We start from the raw sequence: 23,440 nt of genomic DNA on the forward strand, positions 1-23,440 counted from the left end.
CCGGAGAGGAAGGGCCGGGCAAGGCGCTGGACGCCTTGCCCGGTATGGCCGTTTTCGCTTAGACCGTTTTCGTCAAGCGCCAGAGCTTGTATACCAAGTGGCCGTTCTTGTAAGCCTTGACGCCGCTGTCGTCGAAGAAGTGGAACATGGTGTCGAACGCATGCCATACCTCGGGCGGCAGCGCGCTGGCCTGTTGTTTCTTCTCGTCTACCAGCGTTTTGAGCATGTGTTTCAGATGGCCATGCTCGCTTTCAAACGCCCTGACCACGCCAGCGGAGATGTCGGCATGATGCGCCACCTCGAAACCGGAGTGGCGGATCATCGTCAGATGCTGTTCCAGCACGTTGGTGAAAAAGTCGACGCCTACCTTGTCCTGCTCGGACAACTCGCTGCGATTGTCTCCCTGCATGGTGTCGGCGTAGAAGAATAATCCGCCCGGTTTCAGCACCCGGCGGACCTCCTCGCCGAACTTGTTCAGGTCCGGGTAGCAGTGGGAGGACTCGATGTTGACCACAGCGTCGAATTCGCTGTTTTCGAAAGGCAGGTTCGTCGCGTCGCCGCCGATGAAGGACACGCCTTCCAGACGATGCACCCGCTCGCAGAACTCGATGTGCGCGGGGCAGAAATCCACGCCCGTCACCGAAGCGGCGCCGGCGTAGCGCGCCAGATAAGAGCAGTTGCCGCCTCGCCCTGAGCCAATTTCGAGAACCTTCTTGCCTCGAAGGTCGGCGTTGCCCAGCAGTATCCGGATCAAATTGACAGAACAGCGCTGCTCGCGGTCTTCGTCCCGGATCCAGTCAAACTTCTCGCCTTCCTCTTGCACGCCGTAATTCAGGAAAGTCAGGCGACTGTCCGGGAACATCCGAGTCATCATGTCGTACCACTGACTGATGGGCGATGCTTCTGCTGCTACTGGAGTTGTCATGTCTGCCTCGTTTCAAGGGTCGGTGGGCGTGGAGCCTGGCATCAGGGCTATGAGCAGAATGGCATGCGCCTATCTGCAGGCCATGTCGTTTCACATCCCTCGCACTCCGCTGATGATGATGTCATTCATTGAGGATCAATCGCAAGTCAGTTCGCTCTTCAGACCCAGTCGTGCACGTTGATCGGCTGCGGTCCGCCCATTTTGGGGGCAGCGTCATCGCCCTAGTTCGGTCACAGGGGGCGAGACTGACTCACGCTGTGAACTAAAAGTTATACATGAATGCAAAAATATGATGTGTGAGAATTGGTTCAAGAAATGTGTGAATTTCACTTCGGAGCGCTGCGTGGGTGTGCGTCTGCTCGACAGAAGACTTTCATCGACATACGCCATAAAATAATTCCGATAAGTAAAATTATAGGAAAAATTTAAACAATTTGATAAATTTAAAATGTTATACGTAATATATTTATTGGCATGCTTCTGCTACACTTCAGTCCGGACAAAAGTGCGCAAAGGAAGCCCAAGTGACGGCCGATATTTATTCGCGGATACGCCAGGCGGCGTTCGAGCTGGTTGCGGAAGGGGTCTGGCCCACCGTGGTGGACGTGCGAGCCCGCCTCGGCAGCGGCTCCAACACCACCATCAACAACACGCTGAAAACCTGGCGGCAGGAGTTCCTGAGCAAAGTGGCCGTTTCCTCGAGAAGGCCGGACTGGCCTCCCGCGCTGGCTGAAGCCTTTGACCAGATATGGCAGAAGGCTTGCGACGAGGCTGATCAACAGCTGGCCGCGGTTCGCGAAGAGGCCGAAGCCGAAGTCGAAGCGCTGGGCAGGCAATTGACAGATTTGGCGCGCAAGCATGAGCAGGCCGAAGCGGAGACGCAGTCCCTGCGGCATGAGCTGGAGCTGCGCGCGGCGCGCCAAGTTGAGCTGAACAGCCTGTTGCAACGGGAAAAACTGCTGGCCGAGTCGCTGGAAAAGGAGCGCGCGGAGCTACAGAGCGCAGCCGCGCAACTGCGCGACGAGCTGAAGCAGGAGCGCAAGCGCGCGAATGAGCGGCTGGAGGAGCAAGAAAGCCAGCACCAGCAGCAGCTGCAGGCAGAACGGGAGGAGTCGGAACGCAAGGAGGCGCTAGCCTACGAGCGACTGGAGGGCCTGCGCGTCAGGCTGTACCAGCAAGTGGAAGAAGAGCGCCGGGACATGAAGCTGCAAACTCAAAAACTGGAGGACGCGCTGAGCCAGGCCCGGCAGGACGCCGCCGCGGTGGAGAATCTGTGGCGCGAGCGCTTGCTGGAGCGAGAGCGGGAGAACGGCGGCCTGCAGGCGCGGCTGGAGCTGATGGGGCAAAGAGAAGAAGCCTTGCGCCAGGAGGCGCAAGCCAGGCAGCAGGCGCTGGATGCCGGCAGCGCCCAGCTGCAGGAGCTGGCCGCGCGATGCGCCCGCCTGGAGGAGCGGAGCAGGCAGGAGCGCGCCAGAGGCATGGAGCGGGCGTGCGCGGTCTGGGATGCGGGAAGCCGGCCGGCGCCTGAGCAAACCCTGCGCGACTGGCTGGGCGAGCAACTCGCGGACTGAGCAAGCCGCCTGTCCGTCGGAACAGGCAGGATCGACAGAAATCACGCGCCCCTTGTCTATGCTGAATGAGTTTCGCCCACTCACAGCAGGGAGTCGATATGACCATGCAAGGCTATGCCGTACTCTACTCGGCGCTTGTCATCGCGCTATTCGCCGCCGTCGTCTGGAAAACGGACATCCTGCGCGATCGCGGCCCGCTCGCGCCGGGAGTCGCCGATGGACAGCAAACCTTCAGCCTGGCGCGCAGCCAATTGATCTGGTGGACCTTTCTGGTCGCCGTGATTGCCGGCTGGACGCTGCTCACCACCAACAATCTGCCCGCGCCGACGCTCGAACTGCTGGGATTGCTGGGCATCAGCGTAGCCACCTCCGGCGCAGCCTCGCTGATAGACGCTCCCGCGGGCGCGGCTCCCGCCCCCGTACTGCGCAGCCAGGGCTGGCTGCGGGATGTCCTGGACGACGGCCAGGGCGTATCGATCCACCGCTACCAAGCCTTGCTGGCCAATGTCGGCCTGGGCGTCGCATTCTTGTACAAGTCGGCGCAACTGCAGAGCTTTTATCCGATGGATGCAAACTGGCTGGTGGTCCTAGGCTTGAGCAGCGCCACTTACGTCGGCATGAAGTCGAAAGAGGGCCGCGCTCAGACGGTTCAGGCTGCAACGGTTCCGGCCCAGCAGGCAAGCGGCGCCGCGGGCGCGCCGCCATCCACGCCGGCAGTCCCCGCCTGAGACCCGCCTCCCGGCAGTCCAAATTTGCCGCCCCGCATGGTCAGCCGGGCGGCAATCTCTTACAATGATGGTCGATTCAATGGCGGTCTCCATGCGCGAACGCGTGCCCGGAGCCCGCTTTTTCATTACGGAAAGACCAAATGGAACCTGTACGACTGTCCAAGCGAATGGCCGAACTGGGGCTGTGCTCGCGCCGCGAAGCCGACAGCTATATCGAACAGGGCTGGGTCAAAGTGGATGGCGAAGTGGCCATCCTGGGCCAGAAAGTCCTGCCGCACAACCAGATAGAAGTCGACAGGAAGGCGCAGGATGCGCAGTCCGCGCGCGTGACCATTCTGCTGAACAAGCCAGTTGGCTATGTCTCCGGGCAGGCCGAGGATGGCTATCTGCCCGCCGCGGCGCTGGTGAAGCCCGAAAATCGCTGGGCCGAAGACGGCAGCCGCAAGCGCTTCCAGCCGTCGCACCTGCGCGGCCTGGCCCCGGCGGGCCGCCTGGACATCGACTCCGTCGGCCTGCTGGTGCTGACTCAGGATGGCCGCATCGCCAAGCAATTGATCGGCGAGCATTCCGAGGTGGAAAAGGAATACCTGGTGCGCGTCGAAGGCGAGCTGTCGGCCGACGGCCTGAAATTGCTCAACCACGGACTGGCCCTGGATGGCAAAAAGCTGCTTCCCGCCAAAGTCAGCTGGCAGAATGATGATCAGCTGCGCTTCGTGCTGCGTGAAGGCAAAAAGCGCCAGATTCGCCGCATGTGCGAGCTGGTGGGCTTGAGAGTGATCGGACTGAAGCGCATCTCCATCGGCAATGTCAAACTGGGCAACCTTCCTACCGGACAGTGGCGCTACCTTAGGGACGACGAGCAATTTTGACTAGCGGCGGGAGAGTGGGCATGTTCGAGTTCTTGCTGCGCAAACTGGGATGGGATGCCGCCAGCCGGCAGCAGGCCCGCGAGCTGGCGCGGCAAGTCGAGCAATTGCTGGAGGCGTGCGATCGAAGACTGTGCCTGTTGCCCGGCCGCCAGCATGCGCTGACGCCCGGCATACGCATCGCCCAGTCCTACCTCGCCTCGCTAAGCGACAAACTGCCCCCGGCGCTGGAGTTGTCGCTGCAAAACTTTTCCCGCGACCCCCGCCTGGGCTTATTGTTCGCCGGACCGTCCAGCTTGCTCGACGTCCTTGAGAGCAGCGAATCGTTGCGGACGTTTTTCTCTGCGGCCTCGAATGGCGACGAAGCCTGGGCGCTGATGACCATGCTGCGCAGCGAAACCAGCCGATTCGGCGTCGCCATGGAAAATGGCGAGCTGCGCAATGACGTCGCCCAAATCGTCGTCAGCTTCGATGGCCATGGATTGCAGATGCCCTGCGCCAGCGAGGAGGCATTTCGCAAGCAATCCGGAGAGCGGGCGCTGCACGTGCTGACGGCGGTCATCGCCCGTCAGCTTGAATGGCTGGAGCAGACCCGGCTCCACCTGGAGGCGGAACTGGGACGTTTGCAATTGCGCAGGCTGACGTTGCAATCCCCCTCCCGGGTGGTTGTGGACGGGCAGGGCGATGACGATCTCCCAAATACGCTGACCGATCTGGACAAGCGCCTGTCGGAAGTGCGCCCTCAGCTGGAGAGCCTGCGGGAATTGAACAGCCTGCAAGGGGCGCTGGACACGGTTCGGCACGTGCTTGAGCATCCGGGCGATTACTTCAGCCTGGAGAATGTGACCCTGTGCCTGAACCGGATGGGCATCAAATGCGAACCCGGCGAAGATGGCGCGACCGCATTGCAACTGGAAGAGCTCGTGCTGGGGCGCGAGCGGCCGATCCGCCGGGCCCTGATGCCGGTGAGAATTCGCCGGGAGAGCATTGCCGAACTCCGCAGACAATTTCGCGACTGACAAACGCCGCCTCGGCGGCGAGGCGCGCCAAAACCATTACGATCGCCCGCAAACGGACTATGCTGAATATGGAACAAGTTTCAATCGGCCTCAGGGCGGTCGGTTGAATCTGCCCCGACCTCCTGGCCGGGGCTTTTTTCATCCGCAGTCGATTTTGCCAAGCGCTTGATATCGTTCAATTCCGAATGCCGTTCGAGTGGGATAGAATGCCCGCATCTCAAACTTTTGGAGCGGGCCATGAAAAAAACGATACTGGCGTGCGCATTCGCGTGGAGCGGCCTGGTCGCGGCCGCCAATCCTGAGGCGCAGCCCCTGAGCGGCCACTACTATCTGCAAGGCGTGCGGGAAGTCGGCGCGGAACTGCTGTTGAAGCCGGATGGCAGTTTTGAGTGGGGCATGAGCTATGGCGCCGTGGATCAATATGCGCAAGGCAGGTGGACTGAGCGCGCCGGCAAAGTGGAGCTCCTGAGCGCGAGACCGGAAAAAGCCCCGGTTTTCCGCCCGTTCCGCGATGAAGAGTTTCGAATCCGCCGGCCGGCGGAGGATGGCACCTGGCTGGCGATCGTCGGCATGCCTGGCGTCGGCCCGATGCCGGGCGTGGAGGTCAGCTTTCAGGATCGATCCGGCAAAGTGCTGACGGCGATCACCGACCGCAATGGCGACGCCTCGGTCAGCGCGCCCGCGGGAGAGACCTGGACCAAGGCCGGCTTGCGCCGCGCCGAGGGCAAGGATGCCGTGCAGTGGCTAGACGTGCCCGCGGCGCGCTCCGCCCAGCGTCTGGCCGCCTTCGCCATCGACGATGCGGCCTATCTGAGCCAGCCTCCATTCCGCAACCTGACGCTGACAGTGCGGAAAGACGGCAAGCTGGAGGCGGATGACGGTTCTGGACGCATGGTCTACGCCCGCCAGGACCGATCCGCCGCGAGCAAGGAAGAATAAAAAAACCGCCATGGCGACAGGGGGGCTGACAACCACGGCGGCGGTGAAATCGAAATGAGGGCTTTTGCCTGTTTGACGATCAATAGCTGAGCGTGGTGGCGGCGGCGCTGGCGGCCGCATGGTAGTTGCAGCCGCCGCCCTGTTGCAGAACGCTTGCGTTCCAGGCAAGCGAGGCCGGGTTCGAAATGATCCGCTTGTTGATGTCCAGCAGCCGGATGTCGCTGAAGCTGATCGCGCCGTCGGCTGGATAGTTTTCGCAATTGGCGACGCCATACACTTCCAACACGCCGCCGAATGCCCAGTTGAAGCGCTGGCCGTAGTTGCTGGCATGGCTCAGCGTTGTCAGCGTATTTTGCGTGGCGTCGCGCGTTTCCACATTCCAGGAGCCGCAAGCGGCCGCGCCTGCCGCGCAGTCATGCCAGACCCGGCCCGTGATCAAGTCGCCGCTGGCCACTTTGCGCGGCGCGCTGTAATTCACCGCGCCGTTTCTGCAGCAATTCCAGCTGGCTATCGTCCAGGCCTGATCATTGAACGCATTCCAGCCCAGCACGGGCTGCAGAATGCTTTGCACATTGTCGCTGTCCTGCAGGCCCGGGAAGAAATAGATTACTTGTCCAATCTTGCTCGCCGGCGCCGCCGGAACCGGCCAACTGGCGCTGATTCCCGCATAGGGAGACGAGGCGATCAGCTCCGAATCCTCCACCCAGCCGTTGATTGCCGCCAAGGGAGCTCCCGCGCGCGCAGCCTTCGTGGCGGAACCGGGCGCCGTCACAGCCTTGCCTTGCGCGTCGTAATGCGCGCGGCTGGCGCAGGCGGGCGGGGCGTCGGCATCCGCCAGCCTGGCGCCGTCCGCCGCCTCACGGACGCAGGAGGGATGGAAGTAGCCGAAGGGCGTGACGACATAGTTTTGCGGGACGCCGCCCGGCCGGCTCCCCGAGCTGGCCGCGGTTGGCGAGGCGGCCCAGGCAGGCGAGGCTGTCAAAACGGTCATCAGCAGGAATGCGCGGCCCGACAGGCCCGTCAATGGCTTCATGCGACTCTCCCCATGGCACGAACAGTCCGGTCCTCCAGACTGCGCCCTATGAATGAGGGTAGATGGCCAAGGATGGAAAGAACCTGTCCTATGGTGCAGACGCGCACGAATCAGCCGCATCCATCGAAACCGATGGGCCCGGGAAGGTCGGGTGAAGAAGAGGGAGGGAGCGGTCTTGCCCGCATGCGCGTCGGCAAGACCAGGGACGGGGCTCAGCTCAGCGGGGATAGGGCCTCGATCAGCGCCACTTCTTGCGCGTAGCTCAAGCCCTTCATCTTGGACAGCAGCGCTTCGGCGTCGATCTGATGCTGCTGGTCGAGCTCGTCCTCGATGATTCTGGCTTCCACCGCCAGCCAGACGCCGCGGCAAGACGCGGCGCTGTCGAAATGGATGCCTGCGATCACGCCTGCGATCAGGCGCAATTCATCGTCGCTGAACATCCGCGACAGTTGGGCCTGCTCGCGGCGAACGATTTCCGCGTAACGGTCGCACATCTGCTGCACCCGCTCCGCGTCGCCGTAATGCGCCGGCTCGTCAACCGGACCGATTTCGCCGCCATGATGGAACCAGGCCTCGATCAGCGGACGCAGTTGCGGCAGATCCTCGTGCCAGACGCGCGCCAGCTCTTCGCGAAACTCGGCATTGTCGGTAAAGGACAGGTCGTCGAACGGCATGGCCGGCAGCACGTTCTCGTCCAGCGTGCGCTTGCCGACCCAGACGCGGCCCTCGTCGTCGACGCGGGTTTCCGCGCGCCAGACTGCCTGCTCTTCGGTGGAGAGATTGTCGACGTGGATTTCGACATAGGGCAGGGGGACGTCCTGGCCTTCGTCCTCGCTGACAAAGCGCAGCGTGATGTCGAACAGCCCATGCTTCATCACTTCCAGCAGTTGCAGCCCTTCGTCATGGCCGGCCAGGATGTAGCGGTTGTCATCTTCGTATACCGCGATTTGACCGGCGGCAGCGGGGTGGATCAGCCGGGCCTTTAGCGCGCCGGCCAGCTCGTTCACGTCGTCATGGTGGATGTCGTAACCGGTGCGGTAGGCCTCGCGCTCATGCCACAGTGCGTTCCAGTCGTACATATTGCGTGTTCCTTGTTGCCAGATGGCCGGAAGTGTAGCGCCAAACCGCGGTTCGGACTAATCCCTGAAAAATACACGCGGCCTTTACAGGATTGTCATCTGTCTTTACTGAAATTTTCTCGGTGTGGTTCTACCATGCTATAATCTTTCGATTTTTCTGTTTTCAGAATTCCAGCCGAAACACGCTAAACATGACCCGACAAATCCGCAACATCGCCATCATCGCCCACGTCGACCATGGCAAGACCACCCTGGTCGACCAACTGCTGAAACAAAGCGGCACCTTCCGCGAAAACCAGCAGGTCGACGAACGCGTAATGGACAGCAACGATCTTGAAAAAGAGCGCGGCATCACCATTCTCGCCAAGAACACCGCCATCAATTACGAAGGTGTGCACATCAACATCGTCGACACCCCGGGACACGCCGACTTCGGCGGCGAAGTGGAACGCGTGCTGGGCATGGTTGACGGCGTGGTGCTGCTGGTCGACGCGGTCGAAGGCCCGATGCCTCAGACCCGCTTCGTGACCAAGAAGGCGCTGGCCCTGGGCCTGCGCCCCATCGTGGTGATCAACAAGATCGACCGTCCGGGCTCCCGTCCTGACTGGGTGGTGGACCAAACCTTCGACCTGTTCGACAAGCTGGGCGCCACCGACGAGCAGCTGGACTTCCCGATCATCTACGCTTCGGGCCTGTCCGGCTTCGCCAAGCATGAGCTGGAAGAAGAGTCCAACGACATGCGCCCGCTGTTCGAGACCGTGCTGAAGCATGTGCCGACCCCGGCCGGCGACTCGGAAGCCCCGCTGCAGCTGCAGATCTCCGCTCTGGACTACTCCACCTACACCGGCCGCCTGGGCCTGGGCCGCATCCTGAACGGCCGCATCAAGTCCGGCCAGCAAGTGGTGGTGATGAACCATGAAGAGCAAGTGGCCACCGGCCGCATCAACCAAGTGCTGGGCTTCAAGGGCCTGGAGCGCGTGGAAGTGCCCGAAGCCGAAGCCGGCGACATCGTGATCATCTCCGGCATCGAAGACATCGGCATCGGCGTGACCATCTGCGACAAAGAGCAGCCGGTCGGCCTGCCGGTTCTGTCAGTGGACGAACCGACGCTGACCATGGACTTCATGGTGAACACCTCGCCGCTGGCCGGCACCGAAGGCAAGTTCGTCACCAGCCGCCAGATCCGCGACCGCCTGAACAAAGAGCTGCTGACCAACGTGGCGCTGCGTGTCGAAGACACCGCCGACGCCGACATCTTCCGCGTATCGGGTCGCGGCGAGCTGCACCTGACCATCCTGCTGGAAAGCATGCGCCGCGAAGGCTTTGAAATGGCCGTGGCCAAGCCGCGCGTGGTGTTCAAGGAAATCAACGGCCAGAAGTGCGAGCCGTACGAGAACCTGACCATCGACCTGGAAGACGACCACCAGGGCGGCGTGATGGAAGAGATCGGCCGCCGCCGCGGCGAGCTGACCAATATGGAATCCGACGGCATGGGCCGCACCCGCCTGGAATACCACATTCCGGCGCGCGGTCTGATCGGCTTCCAGTCCGACTTCATGACCATGACCCGCGGCACCGGCCTGATGAGCCACGTGTTCGACGACTACGCTCCGGTGAAGCCGGACCTGCCGGGCCGCCACAACGGCGTGCTGATCTCGCAAGAGAACGGCGAAGCCGTCGCCTACGCGCTGTGGAAGCTGGAAGACCGCGGCCGCATGTTCGTCTCCCCGGGCGACAAGCTGTACGAAGGCATGATCATCGGCATTCACAGCCGCGACAACGACCTGGTGGTGAACCCGGTCAAGGGCAAGCAGCTGACCAACGTCCGCGCCTCCGGCACCGACGAAGCGGTTCGCCTGACCACCCCGATCAAGCTGACGCTGGAATCCGCCGTGGAGTTCATCGACGACGACGAACTGGTGGAAATCACGCCGAAGTCCATCCGCATCCGCAAGCGCTACCTGCAAGAGCACGAGCGCCGCAAGATGGCCAAGGTGGAAAGCATCTAATCCGGACCTTGTCCGGCATGAGCAAAGCCCCGCGCAAGCGGGGCTTTTGTTTTGCGCGCTAGTTCGGCCTGGCCAGAGCGTCGCTCAACTGGTCGAACAGCTGGCGATAGACCGCCTGATCGCTGCACAGCAACGTGCGCGAATTGCCGTTGCTGTCCCAGATGGTCTGGCGGATGTTCGCCCGCAACAATACCTGCCGGGGCTGGCCGCCCGGCTTCAGCGTCAGCAGCACCTCGGTGGTCTGATGATCCGGCTTGCCCGGCAGCGGGAATTTCAATTTCAGCAGCCCGCGCAGCACCTGGCGCGCTTCGCTGATCAGCTTCTCGTCCTTCTCCGCGCGGATCACGCCGTAATCGGCATCGACATCCACCCGCCCGTACCCCAGACGCTCCAATGCCTTGCGGCCGGCCTGCAGCGCCGCCGCCGCGCTCGCGCCCTCCAGTCGCGCGTCCCGCGCCTGTAGATAGCTGCGCATGTCTTCGCTCGAAGGTTCCACCCGAACCTGTGTGGAGCTGTAGTGCAGGATGCGGCCGCCCTGGCCCTGTATTTGTTCGTTACCGGCGGCCCAGGCCGCCAGGCAGAACGTCAGCGGCAGCAGGCAGAGCATGCGTTTCATTGGAGGTTTCCGTCAAAACAATGACATGACATTCAATCCGAAATCGATGACGATTGCAATCCCGTCCGGAATCGCCTCTTTTTTAGACGACGAACACAATATATTGATCGTACTCAAGATTGATAACCATATTTTGAAGAAAAACCAGCCCGCCTCCCGGTTAAATCGCCTACAGTATTGACGGTTTCAGGGCCTGCTTGGCGCAGGCGTGTTCTATATGGCCGGATACGGCCAAGAGTCAGGAGAGAACCAGGCGATGCTGCAAGTGAGCAAGCGCGACGGCGCGGTAGTGGGATTCGACATCGGCAAGATCGCCAATGCTTGCCAGCGGGCGGCCATGGCGGCCGGGCATGCTGAACCGGCCAGACTGGCATTGGAAATCGCCGCGCAGGTGGAGCGCGAATGCCGAGAGCTGGCCCGGAACGGCCGGCTGGACATCCCGGCCATCCAGAAACGGGTGGAGGACGCGCTGATGCAGCGCTACCCGGAAGTGGCGCGCGTCTACATCGAATACCGCCACGACCGCGAGATGGTGCGCGCCCGCGGCTCCGAACTGCACGCCAAGCTGATGGGGCTGGTGCACAAGACCGACGAGGAAGCCACCACCGAAAACGCCAACAAGGACGCCAATGTTTTCCCGGTGATGCGCGACCTGATGGCCGGCATCGTGTCCAAGCAGTTCGCCGGCAACTTCCTGCCCAAGGACATCCTGGCCGCCCACAACGCCGGCGATATCCACTTCCATGATCTGGATTACTCGCCGTTCCTGCCTTTCACCAACTGCTGCCTGGTGGACCTGAAAGGCATGCTGGAGCAGGGCTTTCGCCTGGGCAACGCCCAGATAGAGAGTCCCAGGTCGATAGGCGTGGCCTGCGCCGTCACCGCGCAGATCATCGCCCAGGTGGCCAGCCACCAATACGGCGGCACCACCATCCCGAATATCGATCAGACGCTGGCGCCCTACGTGCTGAAAAGCTATCGCAAGAACCTAGACGTGGCGGAGCAGTACGGCATCGCCGAGCCGGAACGCTATGCGCGCGAGCACACGGAGAAAGAGTGCTACGACGGCATCCAGGCCTGCGAGTACGAGATCAACACCTTGTTCAGCTCCAACGGCCAGCAGCCTTTCGTCACCTTCTCCTTCGGCATGGGCACCGCCTGGGAAGAGCGCATCATTCAGCAGGCCATCCTGAAGGTAAGGATCAAGGGCCTGGGCAAGGAAGGCATCACGCCGGTTTTTCCCAAGCTGGTCATGTTCATCGACAAGGGGGTCAATCTGCGGCCGGAAGACCCCAATTACGACATCAAGCAGCTGGCGCTGGAGTGCACGTCCAAGCGCATGTATCCGGACATCATCTCCGCCGAGCTGAACCGGCGCATCACCGGCTCCTCCACGCCGGTTTCGCCGATGGGCTGCCGCAGCTTCCTGCCCGCCTGGCGGGACGAGACGGGCAGGGAGGTGCTGGACGGACGCAACAATCTGGGCGTGGTCAGTCTCAATCTGCCGCGCATCGCCATCGAAGCCAAGGGCGACCAGCAGGCATTCTGGTCGCTGCTGGATTCGCGCCTCGGCCTATGCTTTCGCGCGCTGATGCTGCGCATAGAGCGGCTGCGCGGCGTCAAGGCCAACGTGGCGCCGATTCTCTACACCGAGGGCGCGTTCGGCGTGCGGCTGGGGCCGGACGAGGAAATCATGGCGCTGTTCGAGGGCGGCCGCGCCTCGATCTCGCTCGGCTATATCGGCCTGCACGAGGTGGGCACACTGCTGTTCGGCTCGCACCCGGCCGACAGCCCGGCGATCCGCGATTTCTTGCGCCAAGTGGTTGGCCGCATGAGCGCGGCGGCGGCGGAGTGGCGGCGCGAAACCGGCTTCGGCTTCTCGTTGTACTCGACGCCCAGCGAGTCGCTGTGCCACCGTTTCTGCAAGCTGGACCGCGAGCGCTTCGGCGATATCGCCGAGGTGACGGACAAGGGCTATTACACCAACTCCTTCCATCTGGATGTTTTCCGCAAGGTCAATCCATTTGAAAAGGTAGACTTCGAGGCCGGCTATGCCGAACTCGCGACCGGCGGCCACATCACCTATGTCGAACTGCCCAATATGAAGCACAACCTGCAGGCGCTGGAACGGATCTGGGATTACGCGCTGGAGCGGGTGCCTTACTTCGGCAGCAATACGCCGGTGGATTCCTGCGGCGCTTGCGGCTTCATGGGCGAGGCCAAGGCGGACGCCGACGGCTTCTGCTGCCCGCAATGCGGCAACCGCGACAGCGCCTCGCTGTCGGTGACGCGCCGGGTGTGCGGCTATCTAGGCAGCCCCAACTCGCGGCCATTCAACGCCGGCAAACAAAAAGAAGTGATGCGCCGGGTCAAGCACTTCGGCGGCGAGCATTGAGCGCGGGATGAATTACGATCGCTATTACACCTGCGATCTGGTCAACGGCGAGGGCGTGCGCGTCACGCTCTTCGTCACCGGCTGCGCGCACGCCTGCGACGGCTGCCACAACCGCTCGACCTGGGATCGCAAGAGCGGGCGGCCATTCACGCCGGAGGCGAGGGAGGAGTTGCTGCGTCACTGCGCCAGCCATGATGGCCTCAGCCTGTCCGGCGGCGACCCGCTGCTGCCGGCCAACCGCGACGAGATTCTGGCCTTGTGCCGGATGTTCAAGCAGCGCTATCCGGAGAAGAACATCTGGCTGTGGACCGGCTATGACTACGAAGAGGTGCGGGAGCTGGAGGTGCTGCACTTCGTCGATGTGCTGATAGACGGCCGCTACCGCCAGGACCTGCCGACAAGCAAGCCCTGGCGGGGATCGGACAATCAGCGCCTGATCAGGCTGGGCGCCGGATCACGGGCAATTGTTGCTGCCGCTGGTACAACTGACGTAATTGCTCTCGAAGCCTAGATTGCTGCGGTCTCGCCCGTACAGCGCGATCATCTTGTAGTCGCTGGCGGCCAGCGTCAGGCTGGACAGGTTGAAGCTGGCGCTGCCGGCGCTGCCCAGCTTGCCGCTCAGATCGATTTGCACCGGGCTGTTGCAACTGCCGGCGTTGCAGAATGAGGCATCATGCGGGACGACGCTATTGCTGCCGGTCCAGGAGAAGCTCAAGGCGCCGCCCTGGGCGCTGGCATAGTTTGCCAGCGCGCTCTGGCTGGCGCTGTCCAGGGTCAGCCAGGGCAGCGTCGCCAGCTGGGACGATTGCGGCGGCACGCCATCCACGCGGGTGACGACGCTGGCCAGCAGGCTGCTGAAGGCATTGTCGGAGTACAGGTCGATCTTCACCCTACGTCCGCGCTGGAAGAAGGCGGAGATCAAAGCGTCGCCGGATGCCAGGCTGCCATTGTTGAAGCTGTCGAGTCCCAGCCAGGTGCTGCCGCAAGTGCTGCCTTGCATGGTCAGCCTGGGCTGGCTGCTGCAGCCGGCGTTGCTGAGGGTGGCGATGGGCGTGCCGTCCCAGCCGGTGCCGGCGGCGTTGCGCTGGTAAACCTTGGCGGATTGAACAGCGTTGCTCACGCCGTTGGCGCTGGTGTTGATGTCAAACGAAATCGCGCGGTAATAGCTGGGTTGCGGATTGCTGATGCCAACCCGCAGCGTGCGCTGCGCATTGGCGTTGACATGGATTTCATAGGGTGACGCCTGGCCCAGCAATTTCCATGCCGCGGCGCCGTTGCGCAGCACTACCGCCATTTCCGCGCCTTCCTGCACGGTGCTGCCGTTGATGACATCGAAGCCGACCGTGCAGGTTTTGTCGCTGCCGGAGAAGTCGCAATCGCGCAGCGTGGGGTTGGCGACGCTGCCGCCGAGCAAGCTCCCTTGGGACAGGAAGCCGCAGATCGACGAAGCGAAATTGCTGGTATTGAGGGATTGCTGGTTGATGCTGAGCGTGAACTGCGGATCCAGCATGCTGGCGTTGTTGTTCAGCACGGCAGTGCAGGCGCTGGCGCTGCTGCTGCCGGCTGCGCTGTTCAATGCGGCGAATATCTGGCTGATGCTGGTCAGGTCCAAACCCAGCCCGTTTAGCAAGGTGTTGTCGCTCAGGCTGCCGGATTGGCTGCCGCTATTGTCGGCGTAGAAATTGCTGCTGCCAAAGCGCCCTTCCAGTTGCACGAAGGTATGCCCGTTATTGGTCCCGGTATTGGTGGCGATGGCGTCCAGCACCTTGTCCATGCCGGTGCGGTTGGCGCTGAAGGCCGTGGTGGTGAGATCGGCGCCGCTACTGAGGCCGGATGCGGTCAGCACTTGCGATAAGGCGTTCTGGAGTGTTTGCTGGCTGCTGTTGAGCGCGCTGGCGGATGGCGCGCCGGCGCTCATGATGCTGGCGGCGTCGCTGCCGGAGGCCAGCGTGACCAGCGCGGTGGTCAGTGACGTGACATTGGCGGTGCCTGCGCTTTGGGCCACGGCGTAATGACAGGTGTAGACCGCATTGACCAGGCCGCAGGCTTGCAGGCGGAAGGGCGTGGTCAGCGCGCTGATGTCCAGGTTGCTGTAGCTGCCGTCGCTATTGACGCTGACGCTGGCGGTCTGGCCATTGGCTCCCAGCACCGTCAGCGTGGCATTCTGCATCGGCGCGCCGACTGCGACCGTGCCGGATAGTCTGGAAGAGCCGGTGCTTGTGCTCCCGCCTCCACCTCCGCCGCCCCCGCATGAAACCAGTGCGGCGCAGCAGGCAAGTCCAAGAAACGCGCGATGGATTCTCATTCCTTTTCCCCCTCGGTTCATACGGCTGTGCTCCCAGATTAGTCAATCCGCAAGCGCGTATGGATATTTCTTCATCACGCATCGGGGCGCGCGGGCATTGGAATGGGCTGGCGCGACGCAGCAGGGCGCGTGGAAGTTTGTTGCTATTTTTTGCGATGCCAGACCCCTGCGCGAAATGCACTTATCATGAATGAGCAACCTGACAATAACTAGAGCTGGAGAAGAGGCATGGCTTGGAGCAAGGAGCAGAAACAAACCGTGTTCGCCTGTTATCTGGGCTGGACGCTGGACGCGTTCGACTTTTTCCTGATGGTGTTTGTCTTGAAGGACATCGCCCGGGATTTCGGCACCGATATCGAGGCGGTCAGCTGGGCCACCATGCTGACGCTGGCGGCGCGGCCGATCGGCGCGCTGATATTCGGCCGGTTGGCCGACCGTTTCGGCCGCAGGCCGGTATTGATGGCCAATATCGCGCTGTATTCGGTGCTGGGATTCTCGTCGGCCTTCGCGCCCAATTTGATGGCGCTGCTGGTGCTGCGCACTTTGTTCGGCGTGGCGATGGGCGGGGAATGGGGCGTGGGCTCTTCGCTGACCATGGAAAGCATACCCAAGGAATCGCGCGGCTTCGTCTCAGGCTTGCTGCAGGCGGGCTATCCCAGCGGCTACCTGCTGGCGACGCTGGCGTTCGGGCAGCTGTTCGAACACATAGGCTGGCGCGGCATGTTCATGCTCAGTCTGCTGCCGGCGCTGCTGACGCTGTACATCCGCCGCAATGTGCCGGAAAGCCCCAGCTGGGAAGCTTCCCGCCATCACGAAAAACCAGGCCTGCTGCAGGCGATATCGGCGCAATGGCGGCTGTCGTTGTACGCCATCGTCTTGATGACCTGCTTCAACTTCTTCTCGCACGGCACGCAGGACATGTACCCCACCTTCTTGCGCGTGCAGCACAAGTTCGATCCGCATACCGTGCAGATGATCGCCATCTGCCTCAATGTCGGCGCCATTGCCGGCGGCTTGGCCATCGGCAGCCTGTCCGAGAAAATCGGCCGGCGCAACGCGATCACGCTGGCCGCGCTGTTCGCACTGCCGGTGCTGCCGCTATGGGCGTTCACCAGCACGCCGCTGCTGCTGGCCATCGGCGCTTTCCTGATGCAGATTTCGGTTCAGGGGGCGTGGGGCGTGATCCCGGCCCACTTGAACGAAATCTCGCCGTCGGCGGTGCGCGCCACTTTTCCTGGCCTGGTCTACCAGTTGGGCAATCTGCTGGCCTCGGTCAACAGCCCCTTGCAGGCGCATATGGCCAAGACTAATGGCGGCGATTACGGCCTGGCGATGGCCATCGTCGCCGGCATCGTCGCGCTGGCGATCGCGATCCTGATCCGCTTCAGCCATGAGCGGCGCGGCGAAACGATGGCCTCGCACTAGCAAGCTCCAATCAAAAGGCGGCCTGCCGGCCGCCGCGCATGGGCAAGATGCGGATCGGACTCAGCCGCTCCGCTGCTTGCCGTCCTGGCCGAACAGGATGGCGCGGGAGGCGTCGGTGACCGAGGGCGACGTGTTGATGGTTTCCGCCAGCGCGTAGGCTCGCTGCGCGGCCGGACGCTCGGCGATGCGGTCGAACCAGCGCTTGAGGGAGGGGAAGTCGTCCAGATTCTGCTGCTGGCGCTGGTGCGGCACGATCCACGGATAGCATGCCATGTCGGCGATCGAGTATTCGCCGGCGATGAAGTCGCGTCCATCGGACAAATGCGTGTCTAGCACGCGATAGAGGCGGGCGGTTTCGCGCACGTAACGGTCTATCGCGTACGGCAGCTTCTCCGGCGCGTACTGGGAAAAATGGTGATTCTGGCCCGCCATCGGCCCCAGGCCGCCCATCTGCCAGAACAGCCATTGCAATGCCTCGTTGCGGCAGCGCAAATCTTGCGGAATGAAGCGCCCGGTCTTGTCCGCCAGATACAGCAGGATGGCGCCGGATTCGAATAGGCTGATCGGCTCTCCGCCGCCCTGCGGCGCATGATCCACAATCGCCGGGATGCGGTTGTTGGGCGCGATGCGCAGGAAGTCCGGTTTGAACTGCTCTCCGGTGGAGATGTTGACCGGCACGATGCGGTAAGGCAGCCTGGCCTCCTCGAGGAACAGGGTGATCTTGTGGCCGTTGGGCGTGGTCCAGTAATAGAGGTCTATCATCGTTCGCTTTCTGGCTTGAGAGTGGAAGGAATGACATGGGGGCATGTCGGCATTTTGCAAAGAGAGCGGCCGCAGGCTTGCGGGTCGTCCATCCGCCGCTGACAGGGTATGATTGCGCCAAGCCCCATCAAGCAAGATCATTCCATGCGCAACAAGCAAGACGACCATTCCCGATTCCTCAGCCTGGTGCTGCGGCATCAGCCGGAAACCATAGCGCTGAAACTGGATGCCCATGGCTGGGCCGACATCTCCGAGCTGCTGGCCCGACTCGCCGCCAGGGGCAGGGCCTTGAATCGCACACAGTTGGACGAAATCGTCCGCGACAACGACAAGCAACGCTTCGCCATCAGCGAGGATGGCCTGCGCATCCGCGCCAATCAGGGCCACTCGATCAAAATAGACCTGGGACTTTCCGCCAGCGAGCCTCCCGACAGGTTGTATCACGGCACCGCCACCCGTTTCCTGGACGCCATCCTGGCGGAAGGGTTGCGGCCAGGGCAACGCCAGCACGTGCACCTGTCCGCCGACTGGCAGACCGCTCGCAAAGTGGGCGCCCGCCACGGCAAGCCGATGGTGCTGGACATCGACGCCCGCGCAATGCGGAAGGCCGGCTTAACGTTTTATCTCGCCGACAACGGCGTCTGGCTTGCCGAAGCGGTGCCGGCTGTTTTTATTTCGCCCTCGAAGGCGGAGTAAGGCCTGAGCATGTGCGTCAATTTCATTCCGCCCAGCCGGAGCCAGCTGCGCGAATGGTTCGGCTGCGATCCGGGCGAGTGGCAATGGCAGGACGAAGCCTGGCAAGACTACCTCGCGCCCATTCTGACCCGCGACGGCCTGCGGATGGCCAGCTACGGCTTCATCCCCAAGCGCCATCAGCCTGAAGGGGTGCGGCTGAGCACCATGAACGCCCGCGCCGAAACCATAGGCCAGCTGCGCAGCTATCGCGACGCCTGGCGCAACTGCCAGCTGTGCCTGGTGCCGATGCAGGCCTTTTACGAACCCTGCTATGAGAGCGGGCGGGCGGTGCGCACCAAGATAAGCATGGCGGATGGCGCGCCGTTCGCGGTGGCCGGGCTGTGGCGGGAATGGCGCGAGGCGGACGGCTCTGTCAGCCTGGCCTTCACCCAAATCACCATCAACGCCGACGGCCACGGGGTGATGGGCCGCATGCATCGGCCGGGCGACGAGAAGCGCTCGCTGGTCATCATCCCCGCGGCGCTGCATCAGGAGTGGCTGCATTGCCGCAATCCCGAGCAGGCCCGGGCTTTTCTGCAGCTCTTCGCCGCCGAGTCGATGCGCGCGGAAGGCGAAATCCCGAATCCGCCCCAGCAGGGATCGCTGTTCGACTGAGTCAAACAAAAAGCCCGCGGGACGCGGGCTTTTCCGAGGGAGACTGACGCTTATTGCTGCTCGGCGTGGTAGCGCGTCACCCGCTCCACTTCTTCCTTCGAGCCCAGGAACACCGCCACGCGCTCGTGCAGCTTGGTCGGCTGGATGTCCATGATGCGCTGATGGCCGTTGGTGGCGACGCCGCCGGCCTGCTCGATGATGAAGGCCATCGGGTTGCCTTCGTACATCAGACGCAGCTTGCCGGCCTTGGACGGATCGCGCGCGTCCTTCGGATACATGAAGATGCCGCCGCGGGTGATGATGCGATGCACTTCGGCCACCATCGACGCCACCCAGCGCATATTGAAATCGCGGCCGCGCGGGCCGGTCTTGCCGGCCAGCATCTCCTCCACGTAGCGGCGCACCGGCGCTTCCCAGTGGCGCATATTGGACATATTGATCGCGAATTCGGCGGTGCGTTCCGGCACTTTCATGTCCGGGTGGGTCAGCACGAAAGAGCCGTGCTCGCGGTCCAGGGTGAAGCCGTGCACGCCGCTGCCGAAGGTCAGCACCAGCATGGTTTGCGGGCCGTACACGGTATAGCCGGCGGCGACTTGGTGGGTGCCCGGCTGCAGGAAATCGGTTTCTGTCGGCTGCGTCACGCCCTCGGGGCAGCGCAGGATGGAGAAAATGGTGCCGACCGAGATGTTGACGTCGATGTTGGACGAGCCGTCCAGCGGGTCGAACATCAGCAGGTATTCGCCCTTCGGGTACTCGCCCGGGATGTGGTAAGGCAGCTCCATTTCTTCAGACGCCATGGCGGCCAGGCTGCCGCCCCATTCGTTGGCGTCCAGCAGGAAGTCGTTGGCGATCACGTCCAGCTTCTTCTGCGCCTCGCCCTGGATGTTGCCGGTGCCGGCTTCGCCCAGCACGTCGGCCAGCGCGCCCTTGTTCACCGAATAGCTGATGGCTTTGCAGGCGCGGCCCACGGTTTCGATCAGCAGACGCAGTTCCGGCGGCAGCGTGCCCGCCTTGCGCTGTTGTTCGATCAGAAAACGGGAGAGGGTGATGCGGCTCATGACGTTCCTTAGGCTGGGTAGGTGCGCGAATGATAATGCCACCGGATTGGCGGCACAACGCGGCATTATAGCGAATAAGCCGGCAGGCGGGGCGGCCGGAGGCTATCAAGAAAAAGGTAGTTATACGTAGGAGAATCCCATGCCAGTGCGCGCCCTTGTCCTATTGCTGTTCAGCCTGTCCGCCTGGTCGGCCCGGGCGCAGGCGATCACCATCTTCACCGAGGAGTGGCCGCCCATCACTTTCCAACGCAACGGCATCGCCGACGGCATGGCGGTGGAGGTTGTGCGCGAGATCCAGGCCCGCATCCACGACAACAGCCCGATCGACGTCGTTCCCTGGGCGCGTGGCTACAAAGAGCTGCTGACCAATCCGGGCGTGATGCTGTTCACCGTCGGCCGCAGCGAGGCGCGGGAGAGGCAGATGACGCTGCTGGGGCCGATCGCGGTGTCGCAAACCGTGCTGCTGGCGCGCAAGGGCGAGGCGGCCAAGCTGCTGGCGCTGGGCGCCGGCATCTATCAGCGCCCGGTGGGCGCTTATCGCGGCAGCATCTTCGCCGACGCGGCCTCCGCGGCCGGCTTCGTCGAAGTGGACCTGGCGCCGACCCCTCAACTGACCGCGCAGAAGATGCTGATGGGGCGTTACGACATGTGGGTGGAAGGCGGCTTCGTGGTCCCCTCGGTCCTGAAGGACATCCATCAGCCGGCCGATGCGGTGGAAGTGGTGCGCGTGCTGGAATCGCTGGAGCTCTACCTGGCCTTTTCCCGCGGCACGCCGGCCGAAGAGGTCAAGCGCTGGCATGATGGCTTCGCGGCGATCAAGAAAGACGGCACCTACAAGCGCACCTATAACAAATGGCTGCCGCGGGACGCCGCGCCGATGGAGGTGAAGCTGATCGGCCTGCCTCCCGGGCCGGCGCGCTAATCGGCGCCGCGCTCCGCCGCGCCCGCCTTCTGGCCGGCGGCGCGGCGCAATGCCGGCCATTCCGCCAGCCGGATGTTTTCCGGCACGCCGCGCCGCTTGGCCACGCCCACCCGCTGCGCGCGGTAGATGCCGGAATGTCCCAAGCACAAATAACTGACCACGCAGGCCAGCCCGGCGTAAACGCCGATTTCCGGCCCGAACAGCTCCATCGCCATCACCGTGGAGGCCAGCGGCGTATTGGCCGCGCCGGCGAACACCGCGACGAAGCCCATGCCCGCCAGCAAGGGGAAGGGCAGATGCAACCATGGCGCCAGCGAGTTGCCCAGCGCCGCGCCGATGTAGAACAGCGGCGTCACCTCGCCGCCCTTGAATCCCGATCCCAGCGTCGCCACGGTGAAGCCCAGCTTGCCGATGAAATCATACGCCGGCAGCGGCTGCTGGAAGGCGGACACGATGGTGGGGATGCCCAGGCCCAGATAGGCCTGCGCGTCCATCAGCGAAGCGGCGATCGCGACCGCGCCGCCGCCGATCAATGGCCGCAGCGGCGCGTAAGGGATGAAGCGCTTGAAGCAGCCGGCCGCGCTGTGAACGGATTCTGCGAACAGCTTGCCGGCCAGGCCGAAGGCGGCGCCGGCCAGCACCGCCGCGCACAATCCCCAGGCGCTGGGCGCGGGAATGAAAGGAATCCGGTAGTGCGTGTGATGCACGCCCCACAGCAGTCCGATCTGGTCGCCGAGAATGGCCGCCGCCAGGCAGGGCAGAATCGCGTCATAGCACAAGCGGCCGATGGCCAGCACTTCCAGGCCGAAGATCGCGCCGGCGAGCGGCGTGCCGAAAACCGAGGCGAAGCCGGCGCTGATCCCGGCCATCAGCAGAATGCGGCGGTCTTCCCGCCTCAGGGGCAGCCATTTGTGGATCTGGTCGGCCAGCGCGCCGCCCATCTGCACCGCGGTGCCTTCCCGGCCGGCCGAACCGCCGCACAAATGCGTGGCGACGGTGCCGATCAGCACCAGCGGCGCCATGCGCAACGGGATGGTTTTTTTGGGATCGTGAATTTCATCGATCAGCAGATTGTTGCCGGCCTCCACTTCGCGCCCCAGTCGCCAGTAGGCCAGGCCGACCGCGAAGCCGGCCAGCGGCAGCATCCAGACCAGCCACGGGTGGCTCAGGCGGGTTTGCGTGGCCCAATCCAGCGAAAACAGAAACAAGGCGGAGGCGCTACCAGCCAGCGCGGCGACCAGCGCGGACAAAAGCAGCCATTTGCCGATATAGAGCGGGGCGGAAAATCTTTCCAGGGAGAGAAGGTGTCTCATGGGCGTCCAATGCGTTGTCATGGCAAACGTCTGGACGGGCATGCTTTGAAGGGCAGGCCTACAGCTTCCCGGTCCAGGAATACTGTAGGCATCATCAGCCTCTTGGCGAGGCGGTTACGGGAGGCATGCCATCTCCGCTTGAACCGATTGTACTGGCCGAAACGATGCAGAGGCAAGCCCGGGCTCAGCGCGGCGAAGTTCCGGCCTTGTCCGCTTCGCTTTCCAGCCAGCGGCAGAAGGTCGCCACGGCGGCATCCTCCGCCGACATCCGCGGCGCCACCCAGCAATAGTCGCGCACCGTCACCACCGGCGCCGGCAGCGGCGACACCAGCCGGCCCGCGTCTATCAGCGCCTGCGCCATCGGCATGGGGCCCAACACCACGCCCAGCCCGTCTATCGCGGCCTGCAGCGCCAGCGAGAACTTGTCGAAATGCATGCTGCTGGCGGGCTTCAGCTCCGGAACGCCGGCCAGCGTCAGCCAGCGGGGCCAGGCGGTGGGGCGAGTGTCCGCGTGCAGCAGTGTATGGGTGGTAAGATCGTCCGGGCGGTTCAGCGGCAGCTGGTCCAGCAGCGCCGGGCTGCACAGCGGCAGCTCCCACTCCTTCAGGAATGGCTTGGCGATGTGGCCGGGCCAATCGCCGGGGCCGCGGCGAATGGCGATGTCGAACGGCGAATCCAGCCGGCTCAGATCGCGGTCCGAAGTGGCCAGGTGCAGCTCAAGATCGGGGAAGCGCTCGCGGAAGCGCCCCAGTCTGGGCAGCAGCCAATAGGCGGCGAAAGTGGGTGTGGAATTGATGGAGAGCCGCCGCTGGCGGTTGGGTTGCAGCAGCTGGGCGGTGGCGTTGGCGATCAAGTCCAGGCCGTCCTGCACCTGCACCAGATAGCGCCAACCGGCGTCGGTCAGCCTGACGCGTCCGCCGCTGCGCTCGAACAGCGGCACGCCCAGCCAATCTTCCAGCTGCTTAATCTGTTTGCTCACAGCGCCATGGGTGACGAAGAGTTCGCCAGCTGCGGCGGAAAAGCTTTCCAGCCTTGCCGCGGCCTCGAAAATGCGCAATGAATTAAGAGGGGGGTAAGTGCTCATGTTGTGATTTTATCTCACAATCCATGTTGCGATTACTCGTT

At 63.1% G+C, this 23,440-nt stretch carries 21 protein-coding genes and 1 riboswitch; of the genes, 12 read left to right on the plus strand and 9 right to left on the minus strand.

Features of this window, described 5'->3' with window-relative positions; all coding sequences use genetic code 11:
* Positions 1-58 precede the first annotated feature (58 nt).
* Positions 59-925, minus strand: a complete 867-nt coding sequence (locus tag ACY3GB_RS02330; RefSeq protein WP_463087305.1) for a methyltransferase domain-containing protein — start codon at positions 923-925, stop codon at positions 59-61.
* Positions 926-1,449: 524 nt separating this feature from the next.
* Here ACY3GB_RS02330 and ACY3GB_RS02335 point away from each other — a divergent pair.
* The 5 genes from ACY3GB_RS02335 (at position 1,450) to ACY3GB_RS02355 (ending at position 6,048) form a co-directional block, all read left to right on the plus strand.
* Positions 1,450-2,496, plus strand: coding sequence for a DNA-binding protein (locus ACY3GB_RS02335; RefSeq protein ID WP_463087306.1), 1,047 nt, complete (start codon positions 1,450-1,452; stop codon positions 2,494-2,496).
* A 65-nt stretch (positions 2,497-2,561) separates the two neighbouring features.
* Complete coding sequence (locus tag ACY3GB_RS02340) at positions 2,562-3,224, plus strand: hypothetical protein (RefSeq protein ID WP_463087307.1); 663 nt, start codon at positions 2,562-2,564, stop codon at positions 3,222-3,224.
* A 140-nt stretch (positions 3,225-3,364) separates the two neighbouring features.
* Complete coding sequence (locus ACY3GB_RS02345) at positions 3,365-4,093, plus strand: pseudouridine synthase (protein ID WP_463087308.1); 729 nt, start codon at positions 3,365-3,367, stop codon at positions 4,091-4,093.
* A gap of 14 nt (positions 4,094-4,107) precedes the next feature.
* Entirely contained in the window at positions 4,108-5,109 is a 1,002-nt protein-coding gene (locus ACY3GB_RS02350; protein ID WP_463087309.1) for a hypothetical protein, read from the plus strand.
* A 165-nt stretch (positions 5,110-5,274) separates the two neighbouring features.
* Positions 5,275-6,048: a hypothetical protein gene (locus ACY3GB_RS02355; RefSeq protein WP_463087310.1), complete on the plus strand. Its 774-nt coding sequence runs from the start codon at positions 5,275-5,277 to the stop codon at positions 6,046-6,048.
* A gap of 79 nt (positions 6,049-6,127) precedes the next feature.
* Here the strand turns inward: ACY3GB_RS02355 and ACY3GB_RS02360 are convergent, their stop codons facing one another.
* Both ACY3GB_RS02360 and ACY3GB_RS02365 read right to left on the minus strand, forming a co-directional pair.
* The gene (locus ACY3GB_RS02360) at positions 6,128-7,081 is read right to left on the minus strand and encodes a hypothetical protein (protein WP_463087311.1); all 954 of its coding nucleotides are present in this window, start codon (positions 7,079-7,081) and stop codon (positions 6,128-6,130) included.
* A gap of 212 nt (positions 7,082-7,293) precedes the next feature.
* Positions 7,294-8,160 (minus strand): hypothetical protein, encoded by an 867-nt coding sequence (locus ACY3GB_RS02365; RefSeq protein WP_463087312.1) that lies wholly within the window; start codon positions 8,158-8,160, stop codon positions 7,294-7,296.
* Positions 8,161-8,351: 191 nt separating this feature from the next.
* Here ACY3GB_RS02365 and typA point away from each other — a divergent pair, with 191 nt between their 5' ends.
* The gene (gene typA / locus ACY3GB_RS02370) at positions 8,352-10,169 is read left to right on the plus strand and encodes a translational GTPase TypA (protein ID WP_046158126.1); all 1,818 of its coding nucleotides are present in this window, start codon (positions 8,352-8,354) and stop codon (positions 10,167-10,169) included.
* Between the two features lie 58 nt (positions 10,170-10,227).
* Here the strand turns inward: typA and ACY3GB_RS02375 are convergent, their stop codons facing one another.
* A complete protein-coding gene (locus ACY3GB_RS02375) occupies positions 10,228-10,785 on the minus strand; it encodes a hypothetical protein (protein WP_463087313.1) in 558 nt (185 codons plus the stop codon).
* A gap of 256 nt (positions 10,786-11,041) precedes the next feature.
* Here ACY3GB_RS02375 and nrdD point away from each other — a divergent pair, with 256 nt between their 5' ends.
* Positions 11,042-13,180 carry an anaerobic ribonucleoside-triphosphate reductase gene (nrdD, locus tag ACY3GB_RS02380; RefSeq protein WP_463087314.1) on the plus strand — a complete coding sequence of 713 codons (2,139 nt, stop codon included), beginning with the start codon at positions 11,042-11,044 and terminating at the stop codon, positions 13,178-13,180.
* Positions 13,181-13,187: 7 nt separating this feature from the next.
* Positions 13,188-13,691: an anaerobic ribonucleoside-triphosphate reductase activating protein gene (gene nrdG / locus ACY3GB_RS02385; protein ID WP_463087315.1), complete on the plus strand. Its 504-nt coding sequence runs from the start codon at positions 13,188-13,190 to the stop codon at positions 13,689-13,691.
* Here the strand turns inward: nrdG and ACY3GB_RS02390 are convergent.
* Positions 13,635-15,350, minus strand: a complete 1,716-nt coding sequence (locus tag ACY3GB_RS02390; protein ID WP_463087316.1) for a hypothetical protein — start codon at positions 15,348-15,350, stop codon at positions 13,635-13,637. The genes nrdG and ACY3GB_RS02390 overlap by 57 nt on opposite strands.
* A gap of 363 nt (positions 15,351-15,713) precedes the next feature.
* Between ACY3GB_RS02390 and ACY3GB_RS02395 the strand changes: the two genes are divergently transcribed.
* Positions 15,714-16,910, plus strand: a complete 1,197-nt coding sequence (locus tag ACY3GB_RS02395; protein ID WP_463087317.1) for an MFS transporter — start codon at positions 15,714-15,716, stop codon at positions 16,908-16,910.
* Positions 16,911-16,970: 60 nt separating this feature from the next.
* Here the strand turns inward: ACY3GB_RS02395 and ACY3GB_RS02400 are convergent, their stop codons facing one another.
* Positions 16,971-17,672 (minus strand): glutathione binding-like protein, encoded by a 702-nt coding sequence (locus tag ACY3GB_RS02400; protein WP_463087318.1) that lies wholly within the window; start codon positions 17,670-17,672, stop codon positions 16,971-16,973.
* Between the two features lie 144 nt (positions 17,673-17,816).
* Between ACY3GB_RS02400 and ACY3GB_RS02405 the strand changes: the two genes are divergently transcribed.
* Together ACY3GB_RS02405 and ACY3GB_RS02410 are read left to right on the plus strand one after the other, a co-directional pair.
* Positions 17,817-18,368, plus strand: coding sequence for an RNA 2'-phosphotransferase (locus tag ACY3GB_RS02405; RefSeq protein ID WP_463087319.1), 552 nt, complete (start codon positions 17,817-17,819; stop codon positions 18,366-18,368).
* Between the two features lie 9 nt (positions 18,369-18,377).
* Positions 18,378-19,022: an SOS response-associated peptidase gene (locus tag ACY3GB_RS02410; RefSeq protein WP_463087320.1), complete on the plus strand. Its 645-nt coding sequence runs from the start codon at positions 18,378-18,380 to the stop codon at positions 19,020-19,022.
* Between the two features lie 50 nt (positions 19,023-19,072).
* Here the strand turns inward: ACY3GB_RS02410 and ACY3GB_RS02415 are convergent, their stop codons facing one another.
* The gene (locus tag ACY3GB_RS02415) at positions 19,073-20,080 is read right to left on the minus strand and encodes a class 1 fructose-bisphosphatase (RefSeq protein WP_463087321.1); all 1,008 of its coding nucleotides are present in this window, start codon (positions 20,078-20,080) and stop codon (positions 19,073-19,075) included.
* Between the two features lie 139 nt (positions 20,081-20,219).
* Between ACY3GB_RS02415 and ACY3GB_RS02420 the strand changes: the two genes are divergently transcribed.
* Positions 20,220-21,002: a substrate-binding periplasmic protein gene (locus tag ACY3GB_RS02420; RefSeq protein WP_463087322.1), complete on the plus strand. Its 783-nt coding sequence runs from the start codon at positions 20,220-20,222 to the stop codon at positions 21,000-21,002.
* Here ACY3GB_RS02420 and ACY3GB_RS02425 read toward each other — a convergent pair.
* Both ACY3GB_RS02425 and gcvA read right to left on the minus strand, forming a co-directional pair.
* The gene (locus ACY3GB_RS02425; RefSeq protein WP_463087323.1) at positions 20,999-22,315 is read right to left on the minus strand and encodes a voltage-gated chloride channel family protein; all 1,317 of its coding nucleotides are present in this window, start codon (positions 22,313-22,315) and stop codon (positions 20,999-21,001) included. The two genes, ACY3GB_RS02420 and ACY3GB_RS02425, sit on opposite strands and share 4 nt — an antisense overlap.
* A gap of 78 nt (positions 22,316-22,393) precedes the next feature.
* A riboswitch (Fluoride riboswitch) is annotated at positions 22,394-22,460 on the minus strand.
* A gap of 39 nt (positions 22,461-22,499) precedes the next feature.
* Positions 22,500-23,399 carry a transcriptional regulator GcvA gene (gcvA, locus tag ACY3GB_RS02430; RefSeq protein ID WP_463087324.1) on the minus strand — a complete coding sequence of 300 codons (900 nt, stop codon included), beginning with the start codon at positions 23,397-23,399 and terminating at the stop codon, positions 22,500-22,502.
* Between the last annotated feature and the right edge of the window lie 41 nt (positions 23,400-23,440).

This window comes from Chromobacterium sp. Ag138 (assembly GCF_055181315.1).